The following is a 24,030-nucleotide window of genomic DNA, read 5'->3' on the forward strand; positions in this document are numbered from 1 at the left end:
GAGGTGACTTATGTCATTTAATATAGCACTTAGCGGTATCTCCTCCGCACAGAAAGATTTGGATGTTACATCCAATAACGTGGCTAACGTCCGCACCACCGGTTTTAAAGGCTCCCGGGCAGAATTCGCTGATGTTTATGCTAACAGTATTTTTAGTGGTTCGGATCAGCAAACCGGTAACGGCTCGGCCACGGCTAAAGTTGCGCAGCAATTTAGTCAGGGTACCTTAAACTTTACTCAGAACTCGCTGGATATGGCAATCAGCGGTAATGGCTTTTTTGCCACCTCGTCTTCAATAGCTGACCAGGACTTTACCTATACGCGTGCAGGTGCTTTTAAACTGAACGACGACAGCTATATTGTGAACAACCAGGGCCGATTCCTACAGGGTTTCCCGGTTGATCGTCAAAGTGGTGCCACCCAGTCAACTTCGCTGGCTGCATCAGGACCGATCCGAATTCCGGATTCTGCCGGTGCGCCTTCAGCGACTGAAAATCAGTTCCAGTCATTTAACCTGGATGCCAGAGCGCCGGGCGTGGATACAGCAAATCCGTTTAATCCAGAAGATCCCACAACCTATACTTCGTCCACATCAACCACAATTTATGACTCTCTGGGTGAGTCCCACGTGATGACGACTTATTACGTTAAGCGTAACCCGGGCGATGTCGGTGGTGAAGAGAACGTCTGGGATGTCTATAACACCATCGATGGGCAAATGGTTGATACGACACCTGAACAAGGTTACACCGGTGCACCAAGCTATGAGCCCAGCCCGGCAGATACAGTTACCAGTCAGCGTGTTGTGTTTGACGACAGTGGCTCGCCTGCGCCGGTTGCCGGTGAATATAACCTGGATAACAATACCTTTCCACCAGCTACTGTTTCCCTGCAGGGCGTGTTAAGTAATGGTGCTGATGATACTCAGGATATTCAGATATTCTATCGGGATCGTCTGGACCAGGGCGGCGATACGGCACCGACCCAGTTTGCTTCTGATTTCAGTGTTAACCTGCTGGAACAAGATGGTACCACTGTTGGTCGTTTAACCAACGTTGATATTGCCGAGGATGGCCTTATTTCTGCCAGCTATTCAAATGGCGATGTGCAATATTTAGGTAAAGTCGCCATGGTTCGCTTTGCTAACGATCAAGGCCTGACGCAGCTGGGTGATTCATCCTGGGCTGAAAGCCAATCTTCAGGTATCGCAACATCAGGCGAAGCAAACTCAGGTGTTTTCGGAACCATCGAGTCTTCAGCGCTGGAGAACTCCAACGTGGACCTAACCAAAGAGCTGGTGGATCTGATTTCTGCCCAGCGTAATTTCCAGGCCAACTCACGGGCGCTGGAAATTAATAACGGCCTGCAACAGAATATTCTGCAGATCCGATAGTCGCACAGCGCCTTTGGCGCGGCTTTGTGCCACTGCGTGGCGGCTGTGTTTGGCTTCGCCAAGGCTGTTTATCGGCTCGCTTCGCTTGCCGATGGCTGTTTGAACATAAGGAGGGGCTTGCTTTGCAAGCCCTTTTTTGTTTCTAACAGCCGTGCCGCAGGTACAAATCACCGGCGCGTAGCGCCAAAAAACCGCGGCGAAGCCGCCCATTGGCACGATCTCTGCATATTACTTACCAGATGACAAATTTTTGGCTGGAGGTCAGTAATGGATAAGATGCTTTGGGTTTCCATGAGTGGAGCCAAAGAAAATATGAACGCCGTTAGCCTGCGCGCCAATAACCTGGCCAATGCCAATACCACTGGCTTTAAAGCCGATTTGCAGCAGGCCAGGTCGATGCAGGCGTTTGGTGAAGGGCTGCCGACGCGGACCTTTGCAATGACGGAAAGCCCCGGGCAAAACCTTGCCGGCGGCGCGCTGCAAACCACCGGTCGCAATCTGGACATTGCCGTAAAAGGGCAGGGCTGGATTGCAGTGCAGGATGCCAACGGTAACGAACGCTACACCCGCAACGGCAGCCTCGAAGTTGATGCCAACGGCATGCTGCGCACCTCTTCCGGAGACCCGGTTATGGGCGATGCCGGTCCATTATTAATACCGGTACCCGTGGATACCTTAACCATTGGTGCCAACGGTAATATTTCCATCCGTCCCCAGGGTGCGCCTGCCGATGCAATGGAAGTGGTGGACCGCATTAAGCTGGTTAATCCGCCGCCAAATAACATGAAAAAAGAACAGGATGGTTTGTTTGCCCTTAAAGACGGACAAGATGCTCTTGCTGATGCCAACGTTAAGGTCGAAGTAGGGGCGCTGGAAGGCAGTAACGTCAACAGTATTGAAGAAATGACCAACATGATCCAACTGCAACGGCAGTATGAAATGAACGTGAAAATGATGAAAACCGCCGACGAAAACGCGCAGCGGTCTGAATCACTGATGCGCATGAGCTAACCGCAGGCGCAAGGAGAAACACTATGAATCCCGCATTATGGATAAGTAAAACTGGACTTGATGCGCAACAGCGTGATATTTCGGTTATTTCCAATAACCTGGCTAATGCCAGTACCGTCGGCTTTAAGAAAAGCCGGGCGATTTTTGAGGATCTTCTGTACCAAAATATTAACCAGCCCGGCGGTCAGTCAGCGCAGGACGTTGAGTTACCCAACGGTTTAATGCTGGGCGCTGGTACCAAGGTCGTTGCAACGCAGAAATCACATACCCAGGGTAACGTGCAGACGACTGATAACTCGCTGGATGTGATGGTTAACGGCAAAGGCTTTTTTCAGGTACTGATGCCGGACGGCAACTTATCTTATACCCGCAACGGTCAGTTTTCGGTTAACGAAGAGGGCACTATAGTGACCTCCGGAAACGGTTACCCGGTCGAGCCGGCTATTCAGGTACCTGAAGATGCTATTTCACTGAGTATTTCGCAGGAAGGCGAAGTCACGGTTCGCCAGCCCGGCAACGCAGATAATGCGGTTATCGGCCAGATCAACCTGGCCAGCTTCATCAACCCCGCCGGTTTAGAGCCGATTGGGCAGAATCTGTATAAAGAAACCGCCGTTAGTGGTGCCCCACTGGAATCGGCACCGGGTGTTGATGGTATCGGTACCGTTCGCCAGGGCATGTTAGAAACCTCTAATGTGAATGTTACCGAAGAACTGGTGAATTTGATCGAAGCCCAGCGCGGCTACGAAATGAACTCAAAAGTGATTTCGTCGGTTGACCAGATGCTTAGCTACATTAATCAGCAGCTTTAAGGTTCAGGTGAAATTATGCGCTTTATTTTACTGTTGTTATCAGTCGCCGTATTAACCGGCTGTGCCTCGAACCGGCCAAAACCTATGCCGGACGATCCTTATTACGCCCCGGTGCTGCCGGAAGAGCGCTCTGACCAGGTAGTACCTAACGGTTCGCTGTTTCAGGCACAATATGCTGACAGCCTGTATTCCGACATTAAGGCAAGGCGTTTAGGCGACATCATTACGGTAACGCTGCAGGAAAACACAACAGCCAGTAAATCAGCCAATTCAGAAACCACTAAAAACAGTAACACCGAACTGCCGACTCCGCAGTTGTTCGGCCGTGATGTCACCGTTAACGGTAACCCGCTGTCGGCATCCTTTGGCGGCACCCGTGACTTCAGCGGCGATGCCAGCGCCGACCAGAGTAACCGTCTGAACGGCGAGATTACGGTATCGGTGATCAAAACCTTGCCCAACGGTAATCTGATTGTACGCGGGGAAAAATGGATGCGGATTAATACCGGCGACGAGTATATTCGCTTAACCGGCATGTTGCGGCCCCAGGACATCACCGTTGATAATACCGTTCCCTCAACCCGTATCGCCAATGCCCGTATCGAATACAGTGGTACCGGCACCATGGCACAAGTGCAGGAGCAGGGCTGGCTCAGCCAGTTCTTTAACAGCTCTGCCTGGCCGTTTTAACCGAGGTAAATGATAATGATAAAGCGGAGTTTTAACATCTGGTTGTTGGCGCTGACGCTGTTTTCGCTGTTAGTCGCCCCCGTCCAGGCATCGCGCATAAAAGACATTGCCTCGGTCGAGGGTATCCGCGATAACCAGCTAATTGGTTATGGCCTGGTGGTGGGTTTGCCGGGTACCGGCGAACAGACGCCGTTTACCGACCAGACCTTCCGTACCATGTTGGGTAACTTTGGCATTAATATCCCCGCCGGCGAACGGCCAAAAATTAATAACGTTGCGGCGGTCGCAGTGCATGCCAATATCCCGGCCTTCGCAAAGCCCGGCCAAAAAATTGACGTAACCGTATCATCAGTCGGTAGTGCCGATAGCCTGACCGGTGGGACCCTGATGCAGACCTTTTTAAAAGGTGCAAACGGCGAAGTGTACGCGGTGGCCCAGGGCAATCTGATTGTCGGCGGTCTGGGCGCTCAGGGTAACGACGGGTCACGTATTGTTATCAATACACCAACCGTCGGGCGAATCCCCAATGGGGCTATTGTTGAGCGCGAAATTCGGTCATCCTTTGGTAGTGGTGACTACTTTACATTTAACCTGCACCAGTCCGACTTTACGACCGCAAAACGTGTAGCCGATACCATCAATGGCCTGGTCGGCTCAGACTCGGCACAGGCACTGGATGCGACCTCGATCCGGGTACGCGCACCGCGCAGCCTGGATCAACGGGTTAGTTATATGTCAACGCTGGAGAACCTGGAAGTCGAGCAGGCCCAGAGCTCCGCAAAAATTATTGTTAATGCGCGCACCGGTACCGTAGTGGTCGGTCAGAACGTCGAGCTGCGTTCAGCCGCAGTTGCCCACGGCAATATGCAGGTGACCATAGCCGAAAATGTGCAGGTTGATCAGCCTAACCCCTTTGCCGAAGGCGAAACCGCGATTACGCCTCAGTCGATTATTGATGTACAGGAAGATGATGCACGCATGTTTGTGTTTGAACCCGGCACAACCCTTAATGACTTAGTGCGCGCGGTTAATCAAATTGGCGCCGCGCCGGGCGACATGATAGCCGTACTTGAAGCTTTAAAGCAGGCAGGAGCGATTTCCGGTGAGCTCATCGTTATTTAACGGCGGTGGTGTTGAGCATGCCACCTCGCAGGCCACTGCCGCGCTGGATAACCATGCGCTGGATAACCTGCGCGGTCAGGCTTTTGGCGAGGACAAAGAAGCAGCGCTGCGCGAAGCGGCTAAGCAATTTGAAGCCATCTTCCTGAACATGGTGATGGGCAGTATGCGCAAAGCCAACGATGTGTTTGCTAAAGACAACCCGCTGAACAGTCGCTACACCAACATGTACCGCGATATGTATGACCAGCAGCTAACCTCCGAGCTGTCCTCACAGGGCTCATTAGGGTTAGCTGACCTGATGGTGCAGCAGCTCAGTCAACAGGGTGGGTTAAAGGTTAACGAACGCCCGGGTGCCAGTTTAGCAGACCCGCGGGCCGCCATTACCCGCGCTGCCAGCCAGCAGCTCAGCGATCAGGGCGGACGTGACGCTGGTTTGTTTTATGGCGATAAACGGGTTAATCAGCTGAAAGTGAGTGACCAGACAACACAGATTACCTCACCGGAAGATTTTATTAACACCCTGCGGCCGCACGCCGAAAAAGTGGCCGCCGAAACCGGTATCAGTGCCAAAGCGCTGATTGCCCAGGCAGCCCTTGAAACCGGCTGGGGTCAGCGCATTGTCCCGGGCCGGCATGGCGGCTCCAGTAATAACCTGTTTAACATAAAGGCCGATCAACGCTGGGGTGGGGATAAGTCCCACGTCAACACGCTGGAATTTAACGGTCAGGTAGCCGAAAAACAGCGCGCCGCATTTCGCAGTTACCAGAACCTGGAACAAAGCCTGCACGACTATGCTAGCTTTATTAATCAGCATCCGCGCTATCAGCAGGCCGTTGCCGTTGCTGAGCAGCCTGAACATTACGCAGAACAATTACAGCAGGCCGGTTACGCAACGGATCCACATTATGCGGACAAACTAAAATCGATTCTTAAGCGGCTGTAATAAAAAAGCGGCAAAAAATTGCCGCCGGCGCTTAACTTTTTACTTTCCCGGCCGATAACTCAGGCAAGGGTAATATTACGTAATCTTAAGGAGTGACCCCAATGGCGTCATTTGATTTGTTATCGAAAGGTCAGGCCGCAGTGCTCGCGCATCAGCGTGCATTGGCTATTACCGGTCAGAACATTAACAACATCAATAATCCGGATTACGTGCGCGAACGGCCGGAGTACGTTAGCAACCCATTTGGCGGGCTGCGCGGCGTCGAGTCCAAACGTATGATTGACGAGTACATTGTCGGCCAGTTAAATCGTTCGCATATGGACGTGTCTTTTCAGTCCGGCAAGCTGGATCAGGCGGAACCCCTGGATTCGCTACTGGGTAATACAGAAAGCAGTATTAACGCGGCCGTAACCAACTTTTTTAACAGCGTACAGGATGCCAACAACGATCCCAGCTCATTAACCAGCCGGCAGGTGGTGGTCAGTGAGGCCGAAGGTTTAATGACGCGGATGAGTGACTTTTCCGGCTATTTGAACGACCAGGAAAATATCGTTAACGAGCGCTTGCGTGACTCAGTTCAGCAGATCAATACCATTACCGAGAATATTGCTGAGCTTAACAATGAGCTTAAGTTTGGCTCGTCAAACGTCAAAGGTTTTGATGCAAACTCGTTAAAAAACCAGCGCGATCAGCAGCTGGAAGAGCTGTCGAAACTGGTGTCGTTTGAAGTCGTACCCAGCCCGTCCGATGCCATTCAGGTTAACCTGCAAAATGGCGCCCCGCTGGTGTTAAAGGACGGTCGTTATAATATGATAACCGCCAACAGTCAGCCGGATACCGGACGTGTAGAGCTGCAGATTGAATCAACCAATAGTTCAGATCCGACCCGGTTTTTTCTTGATGCGGATAAAGTGGGTTCAGCCGTTGGCGGTTACCTGGATTATCGCGATAATCAATTACTTCCGGCACAACGGCGGGTCGGCCAAATGGCGTTGCGCATAGCCGACACCATGAACACGCAAAACCAAAAAGGCATGGATTTAGATAACCAGCTGGGTGCTAAATTATTTGACCTGAGCTCCACCAGCGTTCGAGCTCTTGAGTTTAGTGGTAACAGTGGTAACGGCAATCTGACCGTTGGTATTTTAGAAGGTAACAGCTCGAAGCTGACCTCGGACAATCTACTGATTACCAAAAAAGATGCCAACACTCTAACTATCCAGGCGGCAGACAATCAGGGGCGGGTACTGCCCGGCGCGCCGGACTTTGATATCGATATCTCCGGAACGCCCGCGCCCACCTCAGTGAACGTCGAACAGTACGGCGTGACCATTAGCTCCGATGATTTTGCCGCTGCGGATAACGGCGATAAGTTTTTAGCCAAACCTGTCGAAGACATTGCCGGCGATATCAAAGTGGCGATTTCACGACCCGAAGATCTGGCACTGGCTAAGCCGGTCCGTGTCAGCGACGATTTAGCTAACGAAGGTTCAGCAAATATCGAGTTGGGCAGCATCAACGGTACTGGCAACTTTTTTAACTCCGGCGCTAAAACACTGGCCGACGGCGCTCCAACCGGCGCAACCATTGATGCGGTAAATGCCGATGGCACCTACAATGTGACCCTAACCCCTAAAAGCGCGGCAGCTGATATTACATTGACAGGTCTAAGTAATTTAAATGATCTGGTACAACAGGCCAACGACACCGCCATTGCCGCAGGCGATCCGGCACCTTTTGCCGGCTCACCGCCGGATTATGATTTTAGCATTAACGGCCAGCCGGCAGCCGGTGACAGCTATAGTATTGAATACAATACTGATGGGTTTGATGATAACCGCAACGGCGAAGAACTGGCGGCGCTGCAGCAGAACCCACAATTACGCCGGTCGTCAGCCGATGGTGATGATGCCAATATGACCTTTGCTGAAGGCTACTCCCGGCTGGTATCGGACGTTGGCAGTTACGTGGCGCAAACGCGATCCCGCCGGGATTCAGCACAGGCGATTGAAGCACAGACACAGGCCATGTACGAAGCTAAATCCGGTGTAAACCTGGAAGAAGAAGCCGCAAACTTAATTCAGTTTGAGCGGGCGTATAACGCCGCCGCGCGGATCATCACGGTGGCCCAGCGAACCTTTGATAGCCTGTTACAGGCAGTAGGGTAAAAAATTATGCGTATTAGTACCAACTTATTATTTCAGCGCGGCCTCGATTCACTGCAGCGCTCTGAAGGCGCTTTAAACAAAGTGCAGCAGCAACTGACCCGACAAACCAAAATTCTGTCGCCCTCTGACGATCCCATTGCTAACTCGCAGGTAATGAACCTGAACAACGCACTGGCACAGAACGATCAGTTTATGCGCAACAGCATCAGTTTAGAGGCTAACCTGCGCTCGTCCGAATCCAACCTGAACGGCGTTAACGACTCACTGCAGCGCGCCCGTCAACTGGCCGCCGGCGTCATAAACGGCAGCTACGGGGCGGAAGAACGCAATGCGGTTGCCAAAGAGCTGCGCGCCATCGAAAAGCAAATGTTTGACCAGGCCAATGCCCGCGACGCCCAGGGTGAATACCTATTTTCCGGTTATCAAAGCCGTAAGCAACCGATGGAATATGATGCCGCCAGTCAGTCTTACCAGTACGTCAGCGACCAGGGGCAGCGGAACATTCAGTTAACTCCTAATCTGAAACTGGCGGCCAACGAACCCGGCAACAAACCCTTCGCGCCCGTCTCACAGCGGGTCGATCTTGAAGTCAGCGGCGGTGGTGACTTTGTTGATAAACTGAACGTCAGTGATCGTGACCAGTACATTAACTTTGCAGAAGCGAACGCTGACGCTAGTGGTAACCCGATTGATCTGGAATTTGTGTTTGACGGCAGCGGTGGCTATGACGTATTTAACAGTGCTGACCCGGTGGCTACCCGCACCGCCATTGGCTCAGGCTCCATCACCGATGGTAAGGTAAACTATCAGGGCATGGAAATCAGCCTTGACCAGAATAACTTACCTGCGGCTGACGACACCATTACTCTGAAAACCGGTGAACCGGTGCAGCGCAACGCCATTACCCTGGTCAGCGACTTAGCCTCAGCACTAGAAGGTGGCGGTATTGACGGCCAGTGGCAAAACGAAGCCAGCTGGGCCCTCGATGATCTGAACGAGGCCATGGATAATGTGGTCGGCACCCAGGCCGAAATCGGCGCCCGCATGAACACCATGGAATCGGCAAAAACTCAGTTGCGTGACAGCGATGTAGTTAACCAAACCGCCCGCGCTGAACTGGCCGATGTCGATTACAACGAAGCGGTGACCGAGCTGGTGAAAAATGAAACGCTGTATCAGGCTTCGCAGCAGGTATTTTCACGGATTAATCAGCTGAGTCTGTTTGATTACGTGAATTAATCGATGAGTCTGGATGCGGGCTTCGCCCGCAGGTTTGGAGCCGCTTCGCAGCGGTTTTGTTTATCTGACGATAAGGTTCTGTGCTGCTTTGCAGCGGTTTTGTTTGGCCTGCGGCCAAGGTTTTAAACCGTTGCGAAGCGACACAAAACAGCGGTCGCAGGCCGCACAAAACCCGACCAACGGTCGCCACAACCTTTTTTCTCATCCCATGAGAAAAAAATTCACTTTTTTTCTAAAGCATCCCAATCCCCCGCCGATACCCTTTACGAGAGGAAATTTTAATCAGGCAAAACACAACGCCGATCCGTTCCTCCAGCTTGGCGACACAACTTTGGTAAAACCAAGCTTTCGTTTAAAACTAAGGGAGCATGCAACATGGCTTTATATGTAAACACCAACGTCAGCTCGATCAACGCACAGAATCAGTTGACTAAATCAGGCAATACGCTTGACCAAGCTTTCGAACGTTTGTCGTCAGGCCTCCGTATCAACAGCGCAGCAGACGACGCAGCTGGTCTACAAATCTCAAACCGTCTGACCTCACAGGTTAACGGTCTAAACGTAGCAACTCGTAACGCTAATGACGGCGTATCAGTAGCTCAAACCGCCGAAGGCGCGATGGCTGAGTCAACCAATATTTTGCAGCGCATGCGTGAGTTGGCACTGCAGTCAGCGAACGGTTCAAACAGTTCTGAGGACCGTGCAGCACTGCAAAAAGAAGTGTCTTCGCTGAGCTCTGAGTTATCACGTATTTCTGAAACCACTTCGTTTGGTGGACAGAAATTGTTAGACGGAAGCTTCGGCTCAAAGTCATTCCAGATTGGTGCTAACGCAAATGAAACTATTGACGTTGCACTATCGTCTGTCGGTGCTGAAAAAATTGGTTTAGAAGGAAAGTCAGTAGACGTAGCGGCTGTTACCGGCTTTGCCGGCGCACGTACTTCTGAGCTAACGTTCTCGGATAGTGATTCTTTATCCCTAACTGTTGGCGGAAATGAAACTGATATTTCATTAACCGACGGCATGAGCGCCTCTGATTTAGCAGGCAAAATTAATGCAGCAGATGACGTATACAACGTTAAGGCGACGACAGAAGTTGCGGTTGGTGGCTTTGATACAGACACAACAGGCGGCGATCAGTTTACTCTCAACGTAGATGGAGTGGAAATCTCCTTTACGGCAGGTGCGACAGATGACAGTGACGCGATTGTTGCGGGACTAAACACTGCAATAGATGCTGCAACTCAAGAGGCCCTGGAGAATAAGGGAATAACTGCTTCTGTTCAAAATGATGGTACCGATGATTACCTAGTATTCAAAAATGAAAATGGTGATAACGTCAATGTTACATTAGAGACCCAAGCCGGGGGCACCGATGCTAGCGCTGGTGGGCAAATACAGGCATGGAACTCTGATGACGCAGGAACAGCAAGTGCGTTAGTAGGTTCCGCTGTTGATGGTACAGGTGTAGCCGCGGATAGCACAGGGTCAGACAGTGCATCTGTAACAGGACGTTTAGACTGGAGCGACGCTATAGTGTCATCAGACGTAGGTACAGCATCTTTGACTGCGGCTGGATCGCTAGGTGGCGCGGGAACAGCGACGCTTGGAACAACAACTTCTTTGTCCAGTGTTGACGGTATTGATATTGGAACTCAAGGCGGCGCACAATCAGCTGTCGATGTTATTGACTCTGCAATAGCCCAGATTGACGGACAACGTGCAGACTTGGGTGCGGTTCAAAACCGGTTCCAGAGTACTATCTCTAACTTAAGTAATATCTCTGAAAACGTATCTGCGGCTCGTTCACGAGTTCGTGATGCGGACTTCGCGGCAGAGACAGCGCAGCTGACTCAGGCTCAGATCACGCAGCAGGCGTCAACCACTATCCTAGCGCAGGCGAACCAGCGTCCACAGGCTGCTCTGTCACTGTTGGGTTAATCCTTCACGGGAAAATAACCAGCAACGACTTAAACAGTCTAATGGAATACAGACGGCTCCTTCGGGGGCCGTTTTTTTTGGTCACCCTTGGGGTGAGGTTATGTGCGGCTTTGCCGCGGTCGTGTTCTCTTCGAGAGGTTATGTGCGGCTTTGCCGCGGTTTTGTTCAGCTGCGCTGAGGTTTTGCGTGGCCTTCGGCCACGGTGTTGTGCCGCTTCGCGGCGGTTAAACCTTGCGCGCAGCGCAAACAAAACCGCCACAAAGTGGCACACAACCGTCGCGAAGCGACACAAAACCTCCCGCAGGGAACAATAACCTCCCGCAGGGAACAAAACAGTTGCCCAACAACACCCCTAAATCTCCTCCCCTCCGATTAAAGGGATTAAGCGGACCAGAACGTCTTTTAATACGCCTTTTTCTGCGGTGTTGATAAATTTGGCTTTTCGGCTTCGCCAGGACAGTGTTTGAATAAGGTTGCTTGCTACTACGCTCGGTGAGTCTAAGTTGTCTATTGGAACTTCGGTCAGACTACCGCGAATACTGGTGCTGATTGGACAGCAAATCAGCAGTCCACTTGCCTTATTATAAGCCGCTGAGCTAAGTACAAAGGCGAGGCGATACATGCCAATTTCTTTGCCTTTGGATGGTTCAAAATCCAGCCAGATAATGTGATTGCGATCCGGTATGTATTGGCTCAATCCTGCCACTCCTCATCGATAAGATCGATGGCCTCTTCTGCATGCGCAGCTTCAGGAGTCATATCGTCTAACAGTTGTTGTTCAGAAAAAGGCAGCTTCACCTGCCTTTCATTTTTTGCCGGTTTTACGGTCATTATGCCACCCTTAGTTTCAATCAATACTTGAGTTCCTTCACTAAAGTCTGGTAATTCAGCCATAGGCTTGGAAATTCGTAGTGCCAACGAGTTACCCCAGCGTTTAATTTCAGTCTTGAAGATCATACTAAGTGCCACATCTGTGAATATAGCCATAAGTATACACGGAGTAGATACTTGTGTCGCTTTGCGACGGTTCTGTGTGGCCTTTGGCCACGGTTTTGTTCAGCTTCGCTGAAGTCTTGTGCCGCTCCGCGGCGGTAAAACCCGGCCGCAGGCCGCCAAAACCTTGCGCGCAGCGCAAACACCACCGTCGCGAAGCGACACAAAACCTCCCACAGGGAACAATAACCTCCCGCAGGGAACTCTCACTCCATCCTCTTTTTCAACCGATTCAACCCCACATAAATCCGCTTACTGCGATGCAGTAAATCTTTTGCCTGTTTCTCGCTTAGCCACTGCATTTTTTGCGCGAGCATGATTTGGGTCTGTAATTCTGCGGCGGAACCGATGGCGTAAATGAGCATGCGGCGTTTGTCTTTTTGTGAATCCCGAGTAACGCCTTCAGCGATGTTGCTGGGGATCGATATTGCGCATCGTGAAACCTGATTATAAAAGGGCTGATGATTAAATCGTTTAAACAGCTCCATAATTTCTATTGCTAAATCTGTTGATTGCTGCCACACCCACAGTTTTTCGTAGTTCATAAAAAATCCAAATAAAACAAAATAGGCTAGTGGGAAATTGTTGTGTGAAGTTTGGGGCGTATTTTGGGGTAGGTGATGGGCGGCTTTGCCGCGGTAAAACCCGGCCGCAGGCCGCCAAAACCTCCCGCAGGGAACAAAACCTTGCGCGCAGCGCAAACAAAACCGTCGCGCAGCGACACAAAACCTCCCGCAGGGAGCAAAACCTTGCGCGCAGCGCAAACAAAACCGTCGCGCAGCGACACAAAACCTCCCAAAGGGACACAAAACCTCGGCCGCAGGCCGAACAAAAAATATTCAAACAAATCGCTAAAGTTCACCACCGCCCCGCCGATACCCTACACGTACCAGTGTATTTTTTGCACTGATTGGCTATCATAACCTTATAAAAAAGAGAGGACATGGTTATGGGTGAGTTCACGATTAGTTCCCGCGATGTGCTGCGGTCAAATGCCGGTAATGCTGCTGATCCTATCAGTGGAAGGGGTCAGTTGCGTGAGCAGGTGATGGGTGCAGTTAAAGCGGTGCAGCAGCAGGCAAATGCGGCACCGCCGGCGGATGCAGTAAAGGAAGGTCAGGCGAGTGCGCAGACAAGCTCCAGTGCCGCTGCAGTAGCTGAGCAAATTGAGCAGCTTAATCAATCTCAGACAATTCGCAACACCAGCTTACAATTTGTCATGCAGGAGAATAACGAACCTCCGGTGGTGCAGGTTGTGGATCAGGACAGTGGTGATGTAATCCGGCAAATTCCCTCGGAAGTTGCGGTAAAGATTGCTAAAGCTATTGACGAATTGGTCGATACAGAGGACAGTCGTAGCGGATTTCTGTTCGACAGCAATATATAAATCAGCTAATCGCTGGTAGTGGTTTAGGAGGCCAAACATGGCAAGTATTTCATCCTTAGGTGCACAATCGGGGCTCGACTTAGAAAGTATCGTTCAGGGTACTCTTGATGCCGAGCGCAGACCCAAAGTGAACCGGCTGGATCGGCAAGAGGGTCAGTTATCAGTCGAACTGTCCTTTATTGGCGAACTGAAATCGGTCATGTCGGAATTCAAAACAGCTGCCGGTAAACTAGCGGATGCTGATCAGTACAGTCAACGTAAAACATCCGTCAGCCAACCAGATTCGGGCAAGGCAATCTCAGTCAGTAGTGACGGCGATGCGGCCCCGGGTTCGTTCGCCATCGAAGTACTGAATAAAGCTGAGGGCAGCAGGGCCACTTCAACGCCGGGAGCCTTTGCTACCGCCGATGATGTGGTCAGCACCCAGGCAGGCAGTCTGACCTTTAGTGCTGGTGATAAAACCTTTACCGTTGATGTTGCCGCCGATGCAACGTTAGATGATATTCGTCAGCAGGTGAACGACGCTGGCGATAATTTTGGCGTGTCACTGAACATTATCAACACCGGTTCCGAGGCACGTTTAGTGGCTTCGTCGACTGAAACAGGCGTTGGTAATGACATCAGTATTTCCAACACCAACGCCGACTTTGATGCCCTGTCTACGGTGGCTAACGACGGTACTGCCGGTGGCATGACCATTGCTGCAGACGATCAGGCAACGGACGCCCGCATCCGGGTTGATGGTATCGAAGCGACCAGTGCTGATAATACCTTTGAAGACGTGATCCAGGGTTCGAGCATTACTGTGGAAGGTGAGACCCAGCCCGGTGAATTTGCCACCATGACCATTGCCGAAGATAACAGTGCGGTGCGTAAGAATATCGACGGTTTTGTCAAAGCCTACAATAACGTTGTGGGGCTGCTGGATCAGGCCGGTGCTGAGGGAGCGCAGTTTCAGGGTGATGCGACGGTCCGTAGTATTGAAAATCAGATGCGCCGTTTTTTAAGCGCGGATTCGGGTGGCCTGAGCATGTTTAATGCCGGTTTTGGTATTGACGAAGATGGCAGGCTGCAACAGGAAAATACGCTGACCAGTGTCAGTGAAGTCGCTAACGAGCGCTTTGCTGACTTTGAAAAGCTGTTTGCCGGTGAAACAGGCCTGGGCTCTCGCATTGAGGATTACGTCAATACTTACACCAGTTTTGGTGGCTCGTTACAAAGCCGCACGGACTCGCTGAACAATCGTCTGGATCGTGTTGATGATCAGCGAACGCAATTGAACGAACGCTTAGAGCGATTAGAAAGCTCGTTACGACAAAAGTATTCCGGTCTGGACTCGTTATTGGGTCAGTTGCAGTCAACCAGTAGTCGGTTGGACCAGCAGCTGAGCAACTTACCAGGCTTTTCGCGTAATAAAGACTAATTGACAATCATAGAGGTTCGTTATGAACAATAAGCTGAAAAACTACACCCGCGACAATGTGCGTAATCGTCTGGAAGACGCCGACCCCTACACGGTTATTCAAATGCTGATGCAGGGCGTGCTGGAAAATTGTAACTACGCCAAGGGTGCTATTCAGCGCAAAGATATGGAGAAAAAATCGCTGCATATTGGCAAAGCGCAGGCGATCCTGGAGTCCTTGATTGTCAGCCTGAATCCACAGGCCGGCGCTGATGCCACCGATAACCTGATCGGTTTGTACGGTTACATGAGTAGCCGGCTGATGACAGCATCCATCGAATTGAATAGCGATATTATTGATGAAGTTATGGGGCTGATGGTACAAATTAAAAGCTCATGGGATCAGATCCCCGCGGAAGCCCGTCAGGAAGCCCATGACGTACTGGGTAAACTGCACGCCCAGGAAGATGCGGCGCACCAGCAGGAAGTTCAGCGCGTTGCCAGCAGTGCTTAATTGCTAGCTATGTCCTCTCTTGATTCGTTGCGTGAGCTTACCGATAAGTTCAAAGTCGCCGTCGCCGAAGAAGACTTCGCGACGGCTGAGGCAACGCTAAAAAGCGTCGATCAGAAAGTCGCTGAACTGCCCGAGGGCTGGCAGGACGACGAAGACTGCGTTGAGCTGCTGCTGGACTTACGTGAAACTCTGGAGCTACATCAACAGCAGCTAGAGCAATCGCGCGGTGATACTAAGCAGCAAATCGATAAGCTTGGAAAAAGCAAAAAAGGCGTTAAAGCCTACTCTAAATAGTCCTATGGAAATTCAATTTCGTAAAATCGGTAATTCAAAAGGGGCCGTTATTCCCGCATTACTGCTCAAAGAGTTGGGGCTAAATGTTGGCGATAAAGCTGATATTAAAGCAGAGAATGGCCGGTTGATCATAGAGCCGAAAACCAAACCGCAATATACCCTGGATGAGCTGTTAAGCCGGTGCGATATGAACGCGCCGAAGCCCGCGGACTTAATCGACTGGGAACAAGCTGAAGCTGTTGGCGATGAATTGCTATGAGGGTATTTGAGCGGGGAGATATTGTCAGAATCGATTTAAACCCAACTCGCGGCAAAGAAACTCACGGTGATTTTAGGCCGTGTCTGGTGGTCTCCTCTAAACCTTTTAATCGCGCGTCGCGCGGAAAAAATAGAGCGGGTGCCTCAATACATAATTGACGAAGTAGCAGCCAAGCTCGAGGCTGTACTTGAATAAAAGCCACAAAAAAACCGACCCTAAGGTCGGTTTTCTTTATACCAGCGCATAAGCGCAGGTCAGCAATTCTTTCTTAAAGCGCCTGGATCTTAGCGTTCAAACGGCTCTTATGACGTGCCGCTTTGTTTTTGCTGATCAAGCCTTTAGTTGCGTAACGGTCCAGCAGTGGGGTTACGTTTTTCAGAGCTGCAGTTGCAGCGTCTTTGTCTTTGCTTTCAATCGCAGCGTTCGCACGCTTAAGGTAAGTGCGCATCATTGAGCGACGGCTTGCGTTGTGGCGGCGATTTTTCTCGGCTTGGATCGCACGCTTTTTAGCAGACTTAATGTTAGCCAAGGTGAACTCCTAAAATTCGTTAACTTATGCTTGTCTTGTAAAGGCCGCAGATTATGCCTTTTCTGACGGAAAAGTCAACAGCATTGATTAAAAAACTTGGCTATGTGCGGGCTTCGCCCGCGGTTGGGTTCGGCTTCGCCGAGGCTTTTTGCTGCTTGCTTCGCTCGCAGCGGCTTTTTGCGCCTGCGGCGCGGCTGTTTTCGGTTCGCCTCGCTTGCCGCGAGGTGGGAAGGTCGCGCTTCCAGCGCGACTACCAATGGCATAAGTCAAGCCGATCGGTTATATTTCAAGGAGTAACCCAGGAGGTTTTATGGCGAACTTAACCAAGCTACTATCAAAGCACCGCGAAGAAATTCAACAAATCGTTGAGAAGCATCATGCGAAAAATGTGAGGGTGTTTGGTTCAGTTGCGTCCAAAACAGACGTTCAAGGCAGTGATATCGACTCATTAGTGGAAACCACTTCGGAAACAACATTGTTTGATATTGGAGCAATCAAGTTTTAGCTCAGCGAGCTTTTAGGTGTCGAGGTTGATGTGTTAACCCCGAACAGTTTGCCTTTAAGCTTCAAAAAGCAAGTTAAACGTGAAGCTCGTTTAATATGACCGATAAAGAAAATCGAGCCAAAGATTATTTGAGTCATATAGTTGATGCAATGCCCCGTTACGATGGCCCGCTTTCCTGATATCCCCTTAACCTCTGCTTATCAAATGCGAAACGCGATTGCACATGGCTATTTTAAAATTGATTACGAGTTGGTATGGCGTACCATGGAACGTGATTTACCCGAAATGCATTCGCAAGCGAAGTCGGCGTTAAAGTCAGTTGATCATTAAATGACAAAGTGTCGCGTCAAAGACGCGACCTACAGGTTAAAGGAACCCCTGTGTCGAAATCCCTTTTAAAATCTGGATTTATCGTCAGCTTTATGACCCTTATTTCACGGGTTTTAGGGTTGGTGCGCGATGTGGTGATTGCCAACCTGATGGGGGCAGGGGCTGCTGCGGATGTGTTTTTCTTTGCCAATAAAATCCCCAATTTTTTACGCCGGCTGTTTGCCGAAGGGGCTTTTGCCCAGGCGTTTGTCCCGGTACTGACCGAATATAAGCAGGGCAAGGAGCTGCCCGAGCAACAACTGTTAATCGCACGTGTCTCAGGAACCCTGGGTACCATTATCACAGTAGTCACTATTTTTGGTGTGATTGCCTCGCCTATCGTAACGGCGCTGTTTGGTATGGGCTGGTTCCTGGACTGGTGGAACGACGGCCCGCAGGGGCACAAATTTTTGCTGGCCAGCGACTTGCTGCGTATTACTTTTCCGTATTTGTGGTTTATTACCTTTACCGCTATGGCCGGAGCCATTCTTAATACCCTGGGCAAGTTCGCGGTAGCGGCTTTTACCCCGGTATTTTTAAATGTTGCCATTATTGCCGCGGCAATCTGGCTGGCACCTAACCTAGAGCAGCCCGAATATGGCCTGGCCTGGGGCGTATTTTTTGGTGGCCTGATTCAAATGTTGTTTCAGCTGCCGTTTTTAAAAAAAGCCGGCTTGCTGGTAAAGCCCAAATGGGGCTGGGGCGATCCGGGTGTCACTAAAATCCGCAAACTGATGTTACCAGCTATTTTTGGGGTATCGGTTAGCCAGATTAACTTGCTGCTGGATACCCTGATCGCCAGTTTTTTAATGACCGGCTCCATCAGCTGGCTGTATTACTCGGACCGACTGCTGGAATTTCCTCTCGGCCTGTTCGGTATTGCCATAGCCACTGTTATTTTGCCGGCGCTGTCCTCGCGCCATGTGGATAAGTCAGCGGAGGATTTTACCAAAACTCTGGACTGGGGCATCCGTATGGTGCTGATCCTGGGCGTGCCGGCCATGGCAGGTTTGTTCTTTCTGGCCGAACCCATGCTGATGGTGCTGTTTATGCACGGGGCGTTTACCCCCGACGATGCGCGTATGGCGTCTTATAGCCTGATGGCCTATTCTGCCGGGTTGCTGAGCTTTATGCTGGTAAAGGTGCTGGCAACCGGATTTTATTCGCGCCAGGACACTAAACGCCCGGTAAAATTCGGTATTATCGCCATGGCAGCTAATATGGTCTTTAATATCGCCCTCGCTATTCCGTTCAGCTATGTCGGCCTGGCCATGGCAACCGCAGCTTCGGCCGCCATTAACGCCGGCCTGCTCGGCTATACGCTTTACAAAGAAAAGGTGCTGCAGGCCCAGCCCGGCACCTGGCGCTTTATCGCGCAGGTATTGCTGGCAACCGCCGCCATGGTCGGCGCAATCGTGTGGTACAGCCCCGCCACTGAAGCCTGGCGCACCACCTCACTTATCGAGCGCCCCTGGCTGCTCGCTCAGGTCATCGGTCTCGGCATCACCGCCTATCTCGCTACTCTGCTCATCACCGGCATGCGCCCCCGGCATATTGCCGGTAAATGATGAATCCGGGCCCCCTCGGTAAGCCGATGGGGCGGTTCCGATGGACGGATCCCGGGCGTTTCGGTTATAATCGCGCCTTTAAAGTGAACAATTAAGCTGGGTACGGAACCCCCGACATGGAATTCATTCGTGGTACACACAATTTGCGCGCAGAGCATCAGGGTTGCGTTTTAACTATTGGCAACTTTGATGGCGTACATTTGGGCCACCAGGCGGTGTTGCAGCAGGTGCGCGCAAAGGCGAAAGCGCTGGGCGTGGCCTCGGCGGTGATGACCTTCGAGCCGCAGCCGCAGGAGTTGTTCCAGCCCGAGCAGGCGCCGGCGCGGTTAACCAATTGGCGGGAAAAATATCTGGCTTTGCGCGATCAGCAACTGGACCGTCACATTGTCATTGAATTTAATAAAAAGTTTGCCAGTCAGCCCGCCCGTGAGTTCATCGAGCAAACCTTAGTGGCAAAGCTGGGCGTTAAGTTTCTGGTGGTCGGCGACGATTTTCGTTTTGGCTTTAAACGCGAAGGTGACTTCAAATTATTACAAGAAGCCGGCGCGCAGCTGGGCTTTGAGGTTATCGACACGCGCAGCTACCGTCAGCAACAACAACGGGTCAGCAGTACAGCCATCCGTCAGGCCTTAAATGACGGTGACTTTGACAGTGCCGAGGCCATGCTTGGCCGGCCCTTTCAAATGCGCGGGAAAGTGGTACATGGCCGTAAAAACGGCCGCACTATCGGCTTTCCGACAGCCAATATTCCGTTAAAACGCCTAAAAAGCCCGCTACATGGGGTGTTTGCTGTAAAAATATCATTAAACCGGAAGGCCGAAGGCGAGACCTATCAGGCGGTTGCCAATCTTGGTACCCGGCCAACATTAAACGGCGACGAAGTGCAACTTGAAGTGCATTTATTCGACTTTTCAGGCAATCTGTACGGTCAGCAGGTAACGGTGACACCGATTGCCAAATTGCGCGCTGAGCAACGCTTTGCGTCGCTGGCGCAGCTTAAACAACAGATAGAGCAAGATGCCGCTCGCGCGAAGCAGCTGTTAGCCCGGGCATAGCGCGATGTCAGTAACAATGCGGAAATGGAAACAAGTGACCCATGAGTGATTATAAGCATACGTTAAACCTGCCGGAGACGGCTTTCCCGATGCGTGGCAACCTGGCCCAGCGGGAACCTAAAATGCTGGAAAATTGGTACGCCGACGATCTGTACGGCACTATCCGTAAAGCCAAAGCGGGTAAGCCCAGTTTTATTTTGCACGATGGCCCTCCGTATGCGAACGGTAAAATTCATATTGGTCACGCCGTTAATAAAATTCTGAAAGACGTTATTGTTAAAGCCAAAACGCTGAGTGATTATGACGCCCCTTATGTGCCGGGCTGGGACTGTCATGGTCTGCCGATTGAGCTGCAGGTGGAAAAAAAGCACGGTAAGCCGGGTAAAAAACTCAATTTAGCCGAGTTTCGTGAAAAGTGCCGTGATTACGCCATGGGTCAGATTGATCAGCAGCGCACAGACTTTAAACGCCTGGGCGTTTTAGGTGACTGGGATAACCCGTACCTGACGATGAATTATAAGCAGGAAGCTGACAGTGTTCGTGCGTTGGCAAAAATTATCGCCAACGGTCACATGCATCAGGGTTTTAAACCGGTGCACTGGTGTACTGACTGCGGCTCGGCGCTGGCCGAAGCTGAGGTTGAGTATCAGGATAAAAACTCGCCGGCAATTGACGTAAAAATGCCGCTGGCGGCTACTGAACAGGCACTTGAGCGCTTTAGTACTGCAGAAGGCCATGTTGGCGAAGGCAGCATCAGCATGCTGATTTGGACGACAACGCCATGGACTATTCCGGCTAACCGTGCGGTGACGCTGGCCGAGGGGCTGGAGTACGCGCTAGTGCAGGTTGAAGCGGTTGGTGAGCAGGCGGCAGAGCGGGTGATTATTGCCACCGATCTGGTAACCGACTGTATGGAGCGCTACGGCGTGCGCCGCTATCACAAACTGGGTTTTGCCAGCGGTAAAGAGCTGGAAGGGCTGCAGCTGAATCATCCGTTATACGATTACAACGTGCCGGTCATTCTCGGTGACCATGTCACCACAGAAAGCGGTACCGGTTGTGTGCACACGGCGCCGGGCCATGGTGTGGATGACTTTTTAGTCGGCCAGAAATACGGTATCGAAGTGTATAACCCGGTTGCCGATAACGGTGTTTATAAAGAGGACACTCCGCTATTTGCCGGTCAGCACGTCTTTAAAGCTAATGAACCCATTGTTGATGCGTTGCGAGAGGCTGGTACTTTGATGCATGCCGAAAGCTATCATCACTCGTACCCGCACTGCTGGCGCCATAAAACGCCGATTATTTTCCGGGCTACGCCGCAGTGGTTTATCAGCATGGAAAAACAGGGTCTGCGGCAAAAGGCTCTGGATCAGATTAAACAGGTGGGCTGGTTCCCCGAGTGGGGCGAAAGCCGCATTGCCTCGATGGTAGAAGGCCGTCCGGACTGGTGTATTTCGCGCCAGCGCACCTGGGGTAACCCGATTGCGGTGTTTGTGCATAAAGACACGGATCAGCTGCACCCGGACACCCTCGAATTGATGGAAAAAGTTGCACAGCTGATTGAAAAAGACGGCGTGCAGGCCTGGTTTGATTTAAAGCCGGAAACTCTGCTGGGTGATGAGGCCAAAGATTACCGTAAAGTGACCGATACCCTGGATGTCTGGTTTGACTCGGGCGTAACCCATCATTGTGTACTGCGTGAATTTGATGGTCTCAGCTGGCCGGCAGATTTGTATCTGGAAGGTTCGGATCAGCATCGTGGCTGGTTCCAGAGCTCTCTGGTTACCGGTGTGGCGATGTACGATGAGGCGCCTTATCACCAGGTGCTGACGCACGGCTTTACGGTGGATGCTAAAGGTCGCAAGATGTCAAAATCCATCGGTAATGTGGTCGCGCCGCAGGATGTGATGAATAAGCTCGGTGGTGATATTCTGCGCTTGTGGGTGGCTTCGGCGGATTACTCGGGCGAGATGACCGTTTCCGACGAAATTTTGAAGCGTTCGGCTGATGCCTATCGGCGTATCCGTAATACCTCGCGCTTCCTGCTGGCCAACTTAAGCGGTTTTGAACCCTCTGAGCACCTGCTGGCGATGGACGATATGGTCGAGCTGGATCGCTGGATTGTCGGTCGCGCTGCGGATCTGCAGCAGCAGTTGATTGAGCATTATGATAACTACCAGTTCCTGTCAGTGGTACAAAAGCTGATGCATTTTTGCTCGATCGAGCTGGGCAGTTTTTATCTGGATATCATTAAAGACCGCCAGTATACGGCGAAAGCCGACAGTAAGGCGCGTCGCTCGTGTCAAACGGCACTGTATTATATCGCCGAGGCGCTGGTGCGCTGGATGGCCCCCATCTGCAGCTTTACCGCCCAGGAAATCTGGGAATTACTGCCGGGCAAGCGCAGCCAGTATGTGTTTACTGAAAGCTGGTACACCGGCTTTGAACAGTTTGCCGGTGTCAGTGAACAGGAAAACCGTTTCTGGACGCAATTGATTGAAGTGCGTGATCTGGTTAATCAGGCGCTGGAACAGGCGCGGCGTAACGATGAAATCGGTGGTTCACTGCAGGCCGAAGTGACGGTTTATGCCGATGACGAGCTGGCGCAGCAGTTGTCGCGGCTGGGCGAGGAGCTGCGCTTTGCGTTGCTGACCTCAGCAGCTCAGGTTGCACCTTTGGCGCAGGCAGGGGATGAGCTGCTTCGGGCCGATAAATTGCCGCTGGCGGTGGGCGTTAAAGCTTCTGCCCATAAAAAATGTGAGCGCTGCTGGCATCACCGTGAAGAAGTCGGCACCATTGCCGGCCATGATGACTTGTGCCAGCGTTGTGTAACCAATATTGACGGAGCCGGTGAGGAACGCCATTTTGCCTAATACAACCTTACCTAAGCGTGCATCTGGGCTGCGTTATCTGTGGATAACGCTGGTGCTGGTGATCCTGGACCAGATCACTAAGGTCTGGGTTGCTGCTGATTTTGAATTGTATGAAAGCAGGACCCTTATCGATGGTCTATTTAACCTGACATACGTACATAACTACGGAGCGGCGTTTAGCTTTTTAAGTGACATGGGCGGCTGGCAGCGCTGGTTCTTTACTTTTATTGCGGTGGGTATCAGTGTGGTGCTGCTGATCTGGCTGCGCCGTAATCCGGCCGACTTCTGGCGTCAGAATCTGGCGTTTGCGTTGATTTTAGCGGGAGCTGTCGGCAACGTAACGGATCGCCTGCTGTACGGTTATGTGATTGATTTTCTGGATGTCCATTACCAGGGCTGGCACTGGCCGGCGTTTAACGTTGCCGATATGGCCATCACCATTGGCGCTGCGCTGATGCTGCTGGAAGCCTTTTTTGACAACCGTCGTGACGAACACCCGGAGGGTAAGAAATAACATGAGTCGTTTACCCATAGAAGATGGCCGCGAAGTGGTCATGCATTTTACCATCAAACTGACCGACGGCTCGGTTGCTGACAGCACTAAAATGTCCGGCAAGCCGGCTAAGTTTCGTATGGGTGATGGCAGCCTGACGGAAAATTTTGAGGCCTGCCTGATTGGTCTGCGCGAAGGCGCTGAGCGTGAGTTTACGCTGGCGCCGGCAGATGCCTTCGGCGAGCCAAACCCGGATAATTACTATTACGTTGACTCGGCTAAATTCAGTGACGAAACCAAGCCGGAAGTCGGTGCTATCCTGGCCTTTACGCAACCGGACGGTACCGATCTGCCGGGTATTGTACGCAAGGTTGAAGGGCCTACGGTAACCATAGATTTTAATCATCCACTGGCCGGGCAGACGGTTATTTTTGCAGTGGAAATCCTTAGTGTTGAACCCTAGGCCT

28 protein-coding genes are annotated in these 24,030 nt (G+C 51.5%); 23 read left to right on the forward strand and 5 right to left on the reverse strand.

What is annotated here, in order from left to right:
• Positions 1-10: 10 nt before the first annotated feature.
• From flgE to LG288_RS03130, 10 genes are all read left to right on the forward strand, one after another.
• Entirely contained in the window at positions 11-1,393 is a 1,383-nt protein-coding gene (flgE, locus tag LG288_RS03085) for a flagellar hook protein FlgE (RefSeq protein WP_404401927.1), read from the forward strand.
• A gap of 267 nt (positions 1,394-1,660) precedes the next feature.
• Positions 1,661-2,404 carry a flagellar basal-body rod protein FlgF gene (gene flgF, locus LG288_RS03090; protein WP_404401929.1) on the forward strand — a complete coding sequence of 248 codons (744 nt, stop codon included), beginning with the start codon at positions 1,661-1,663 and terminating at the stop codon, positions 2,402-2,404.
• 23 nt (positions 2,405-2,427) lie between these two features.
• A complete protein-coding gene (gene flgG / locus LG288_RS03095; RefSeq protein WP_404401931.1) occupies positions 2,428-3,216 on the forward strand; it encodes a flagellar basal-body rod protein FlgG in 789 nt (262 codons plus the stop codon).
• A 15-nt stretch (positions 3,217-3,231) separates the two neighbouring features.
• On the forward strand, positions 3,232-3,906 hold the full coding sequence (gene flgH / locus LG288_RS03100; RefSeq protein WP_404401933.1) for a flagellar basal body L-ring protein FlgH: 675 nt from the start codon (positions 3,232-3,234) through the stop codon (positions 3,904-3,906).
• A 15-nt stretch (positions 3,907-3,921) separates the two neighbouring features.
• Positions 3,922-5,028 (forward strand): flagellar basal body P-ring protein FlgI, encoded by a 1,107-nt coding sequence (locus tag LG288_RS03105; RefSeq protein ID WP_404401935.1) that lies wholly within the window; start codon positions 3,922-3,924, stop codon positions 5,026-5,028.
• Positions 5,009-5,971, forward strand: coding sequence for a flagellar assembly peptidoglycan hydrolase FlgJ (gene flgJ / locus LG288_RS03110; protein WP_404401937.1), 963 nt, complete (start codon positions 5,009-5,011; stop codon positions 5,969-5,971). Before LG288_RS03105 ends, flgJ begins: the two co-directional genes overlap by 20 nt.
• A gap of 101 nt (positions 5,972-6,072) precedes the next feature.
• Positions 6,073-8,139, forward strand: a complete 2,067-nt coding sequence (locus LG288_RS03115; RefSeq protein ID WP_404401939.1) for a flagellar basal body rod C-terminal domain-containing protein — start codon at positions 6,073-6,075, stop codon at positions 8,137-8,139.
• Positions 8,140-8,145: 6 nt separating this feature from the next.
• A complete protein-coding gene (gene flgL / locus LG288_RS03120; protein WP_404401941.1) occupies positions 8,146-9,378 on the forward strand; it encodes a flagellar hook-associated protein FlgL in 1,233 nt (410 codons plus the stop codon).
• Between the two features lie 13 nt (positions 9,379-9,391).
• Positions 9,392-9,769 carry a hypothetical protein gene (locus tag LG288_RS03125; RefSeq protein ID WP_404401943.1) on the forward strand — a complete coding sequence of 126 codons (378 nt, stop codon included), beginning with the start codon at positions 9,392-9,394 and terminating at the stop codon, positions 9,767-9,769.
• Positions 9,754-11,319, forward strand: a complete 1,566-nt coding sequence (locus LG288_RS03130) for a flagellin (protein WP_404401945.1) — start codon at positions 9,754-9,756, stop codon at positions 11,317-11,319. The genes LG288_RS03125 and LG288_RS03130 overlap by 16 nt, the downstream gene beginning before the upstream one ends.
• A gap of 352 nt (positions 11,320-11,671) precedes the next feature.
• On the opposite strand, the gene LG288_RS03135 is transcribed toward LG288_RS03130, so the two are convergent.
• The 4 genes from LG288_RS03135 to LG288_RS03150 all read right to left on the reverse strand — a co-directional run bounded on the left by LG288_RS03135 (position 11,672) and on the right by LG288_RS03150 (position 13,174).
• On the reverse strand, positions 11,672-12,016 hold the full coding sequence (locus LG288_RS03135) for a type II toxin-antitoxin system PemK/MazF family toxin (RefSeq protein ID WP_404401947.1): 345 nt from the start codon (positions 12,014-12,016) through the stop codon (positions 11,672-11,674).
• Positions 12,013-12,306, reverse strand: coding sequence for a hypothetical protein (locus LG288_RS03140; protein ID WP_404401949.1), 294 nt, complete (start codon positions 12,304-12,306; stop codon positions 12,013-12,015). The genes LG288_RS03135 and LG288_RS03140 overlap by 4 nt, the downstream gene beginning before the upstream one ends.
• A gap of 212 nt (positions 12,307-12,518) precedes the next feature.
• A complete protein-coding gene (locus tag LG288_RS03145; RefSeq protein ID WP_404401951.1) occupies positions 12,519-12,857 on the reverse strand; it encodes a four helix bundle protein in 339 nt (112 codons plus the stop codon).
• Between the two features lie 26 nt (positions 12,858-12,883).
• Positions 12,884-13,174, reverse strand: a complete 291-nt coding sequence (locus LG288_RS03150; protein WP_404401953.1) for a hypothetical protein — start codon at positions 13,172-13,174, stop codon at positions 12,884-12,886.
• Positions 13,175-13,261: 87 nt separating this feature from the next.
• Here LG288_RS03150 and LG288_RS03155 point away from each other — a divergent pair, with 87 nt between their 5' ends.
• The 6 genes from LG288_RS03155 to LG288_RS03180 are packed head-to-tail and all read left to right on the forward strand — an operon-like array spanning position 13,262 to position 16,326.
• Entirely contained in the window at positions 13,262-13,699 is a 438-nt protein-coding gene (locus LG288_RS03155) for a flagellar protein FlaG (protein WP_404401955.1), read from the forward strand.
• 37 nt (positions 13,700-13,736) lie between these two features.
• Positions 13,737-15,122 carry a flagellar filament capping protein FliD gene (gene fliD / locus LG288_RS03160; protein WP_404401957.1) on the forward strand — a complete coding sequence of 462 codons (1,386 nt, stop codon included), beginning with the start codon at positions 13,737-13,739 and terminating at the stop codon, positions 15,120-15,122.
• 22 nt (positions 15,123-15,144) lie between these two features.
• Entirely contained in the window at positions 15,145-15,615 is a 471-nt protein-coding gene (gene fliS / locus LG288_RS03165) for a flagellar export chaperone FliS (RefSeq protein ID WP_404401959.1), read from the forward strand.
• Positions 15,616-15,909: a hypothetical protein gene (locus LG288_RS03170; RefSeq protein ID WP_404401961.1), complete on the forward strand. Its 294-nt coding sequence runs from the start codon at positions 15,616-15,618 to the stop codon at positions 15,907-15,909.
• Between the two features lie 4 nt (positions 15,910-15,913).
• Positions 15,914-16,168: an AbrB/MazE/SpoVT family DNA-binding domain-containing protein gene (locus tag LG288_RS03175; protein WP_404401963.1), complete on the forward strand. Its 255-nt coding sequence runs from the start codon at positions 15,914-15,916 to the stop codon at positions 16,166-16,168.
• Positions 16,165-16,326, forward strand: coding sequence for a type II toxin-antitoxin system PemK/MazF family toxin (locus LG288_RS03180; protein ID WP_404401965.1), 162 nt, complete (start codon positions 16,165-16,167; stop codon positions 16,324-16,326). The genes LG288_RS03175 and LG288_RS03180 overlap by 4 nt, the downstream gene beginning before the upstream one ends.
• Before the next feature lie 110 nt (positions 16,327-16,436).
• Here the strand turns inward: LG288_RS03180 and rpsT are convergent, their stop codons facing one another.
• A complete protein-coding gene (gene rpsT, locus LG288_RS03185; RefSeq protein WP_404401967.1) occupies positions 16,437-16,697 on the reverse strand; it encodes a 30S ribosomal protein S20 in 261 nt (86 codons plus the stop codon).
• A 310-nt stretch (positions 16,698-17,007) separates the two neighbouring features.
• Between rpsT and LG288_RS03190 the strand changes: the two genes are divergently transcribed.
• From LG288_RS03190 to fkpB, 7 genes are all read left to right on the forward strand, one after another.
• Positions 17,008-17,202 (forward strand): nucleotidyltransferase family protein, encoded by a 195-nt coding sequence (locus LG288_RS03190; RefSeq protein WP_404401969.1) that lies wholly within the window; start codon positions 17,008-17,010, stop codon positions 17,200-17,202.
• A 204-nt stretch (positions 17,203-17,406) separates the two neighbouring features.
• Entirely contained in the window at positions 17,407-17,532 is a 126-nt protein-coding gene (locus LG288_RS03195) for a DUF86 domain-containing protein (RefSeq protein ID WP_404403015.1), read from the forward strand.
• A gap of 50 nt (positions 17,533-17,582) precedes the next feature.
• A complete protein-coding gene (gene murJ / locus LG288_RS03200) occupies positions 17,583-19,139 on the forward strand; it encodes a murein biosynthesis integral membrane protein MurJ (protein ID WP_404401971.1) in 1,557 nt (518 codons plus the stop codon).
• A gap of 116 nt (positions 19,140-19,255) precedes the next feature.
• Positions 19,256-20,194: a bifunctional riboflavin kinase/FAD synthetase gene (gene ribF, locus LG288_RS03205; RefSeq protein WP_404401973.1), complete on the forward strand. Its 939-nt coding sequence runs from the start codon at positions 19,256-19,258 to the stop codon at positions 20,192-20,194.
• 41 nt (positions 20,195-20,235) lie between these two features.
• On the forward strand, positions 20,236-23,070 hold the full coding sequence (gene ileS / locus LG288_RS03210; protein ID WP_404401975.1) for an isoleucine--tRNA ligase: 2,835 nt from the start codon (positions 20,236-20,238) through the stop codon (positions 23,068-23,070).
• Positions 23,063-23,584 carry a signal peptidase II gene (gene lspA / locus LG288_RS03215; protein WP_404401977.1) on the forward strand — a complete coding sequence of 174 codons (522 nt, stop codon included), beginning with the start codon at positions 23,063-23,065 and terminating at the stop codon, positions 23,582-23,584. Before ileS ends, lspA begins: the two co-directional genes overlap by 8 nt.
• Before the next feature lies 1 nt (position 23,585).
• Positions 23,586-24,026, forward strand: a complete 441-nt coding sequence (fkpB, locus tag LG288_RS03220) for an FKBP-type peptidyl-prolyl cis-trans isomerase (protein ID WP_404401979.1) — start codon at positions 23,586-23,588, stop codon at positions 24,024-24,026.
• The last annotated feature ends 4 nt before the right edge of the window (positions 24,027-24,030 follow it).

Source organism: Idiomarina seosinensis (genome assembly GCF_044797955.1).
In the GTDB taxonomy this organism is placed as follows: domain Bacteria; phylum Pseudomonadota; class Gammaproteobacteria; order Enterobacterales; family Alteromonadaceae; genus Idiomarina; species Idiomarina seosinensis_A.

Bases quoted from the DNA above. Each gene is read 5' to 3' on its own strand.
- LG288_RS03145 (WP_404401951.1), bottom strand. From the start codon at position 12,857: ATGAACTACGAAAAACTGTGGGTGTGGCAGCAATCAACAGATTTAGCA.
- fliD (WP_404401957.1), top strand. From the start codon at position 13,737: ATGGCAAGTATTTCATCCTTAGGTGCACAATCGGGGCTCGACTTAGAA.
- LG288_RS03155 (WP_404401955.1), top strand. From the start codon at position 13,262: ATGGGTGAGTTCACGATTAGTTCCCGCGATGTGCTGCGGTCAAATGCC.
- LG288_RS03115 (WP_404401939.1), top strand. From the start codon at position 6,073: ATGGCGTCATTTGATTTGTTATCGAAAGGTCAGGCCGCAGTGCTCGCG.
- fkpB (WP_404401979.1), top strand. From the start codon at position 23,586: ATGAGTCGTTTACCCATAGAAGATGGCCGCGAAGTGGTCATGCATTTT.
- LG288_RS03175 (WP_404401963.1), top strand. From the start codon at position 15,914: ATGGAAATTCAATTTCGTAAAATCGGTAATTCAAAAGGGGCCGTTATT.
- fliS (WP_404401959.1), top strand. From the start codon at position 15,145: ATGAACAATAAGCTGAAAAACTACACCCGCGACAATGTGCGTAATCGT.
- flgG (WP_404401931.1), top strand. From the start codon at position 2,428: ATGAATCCCGCATTATGGATAAGTAAAACTGGACTTGATGCGCAACAG.
- ribF (WP_404401973.1), top strand. From the start codon at position 19,256: ATGGAATTCATTCGTGGTACACACAATTTGCGCGCAGAGCATCAGGGT.
- flgF (WP_404401929.1), top strand. From the start codon at position 1,661: ATGGATAAGATGCTTTGGGTTTCCATGAGTGGAGCCAAAGAAAATATG.
- LG288_RS03125 (WP_404401943.1), top strand. From the start codon at position 9,392: ATGCGGGCTTCGCCCGCAGGTTTGGAGCCGCTTCGCAGCGGTTTTGTT.
- ileS (WP_404401975.1), top strand. From the start codon at position 20,236: ATGAGTGATTATAAGCATACGTTAAACCTGCCGGAGACGGCTTTCCCG.
- LG288_RS03130 (WP_404401945.1), top strand. From the start codon at position 9,754: ATGGCTTTATATGTAAACACCAACGTCAGCTCGATCAACGCACAGAAT.
- LG288_RS03180 (WP_404401965.1), top strand. From the start codon at position 16,165: ATGAGGGTATTTGAGCGGGGAGATATTGTCAGAATCGATTTAAACCCA.
- LG288_RS03140 (WP_404401949.1), bottom strand. From the start codon at position 12,306: ATGGCTATATTCACAGATGTGGCACTTAGTATGATCTTCAAGACTGAA.
- flgH (WP_404401933.1), top strand. From the start codon at position 3,232: ATGCGCTTTATTTTACTGTTGTTATCAGTCGCCGTATTAACCGGCTGT.
- flgL (WP_404401941.1), top strand. From the start codon at position 8,146: ATGCGTATTAGTACCAACTTATTATTTCAGCGCGGCCTCGATTCACTG.
- flgE (WP_404401927.1), top strand. From the start codon at position 11: ATGTCATTTAATATAGCACTTAGCGGTATCTCCTCCGCACAGAAAGAT.
- LG288_RS03190 (WP_404401969.1), top strand. From the start codon at position 17,008: ATGGCGAACTTAACCAAGCTACTATCAAAGCACCGCGAAGAAATTCAA.
- LG288_RS03105 (WP_404401935.1), top strand. From the start codon at position 3,922: ATGATAAAGCGGAGTTTTAACATCTGGTTGTTGGCGCTGACGCTGTTT.
- LG288_RS03195 (WP_404403015.1), top strand. From the start codon at position 17,407: ATGCGAAACGCGATTGCACATGGCTATTTTAAAATTGATTACGAGTTG.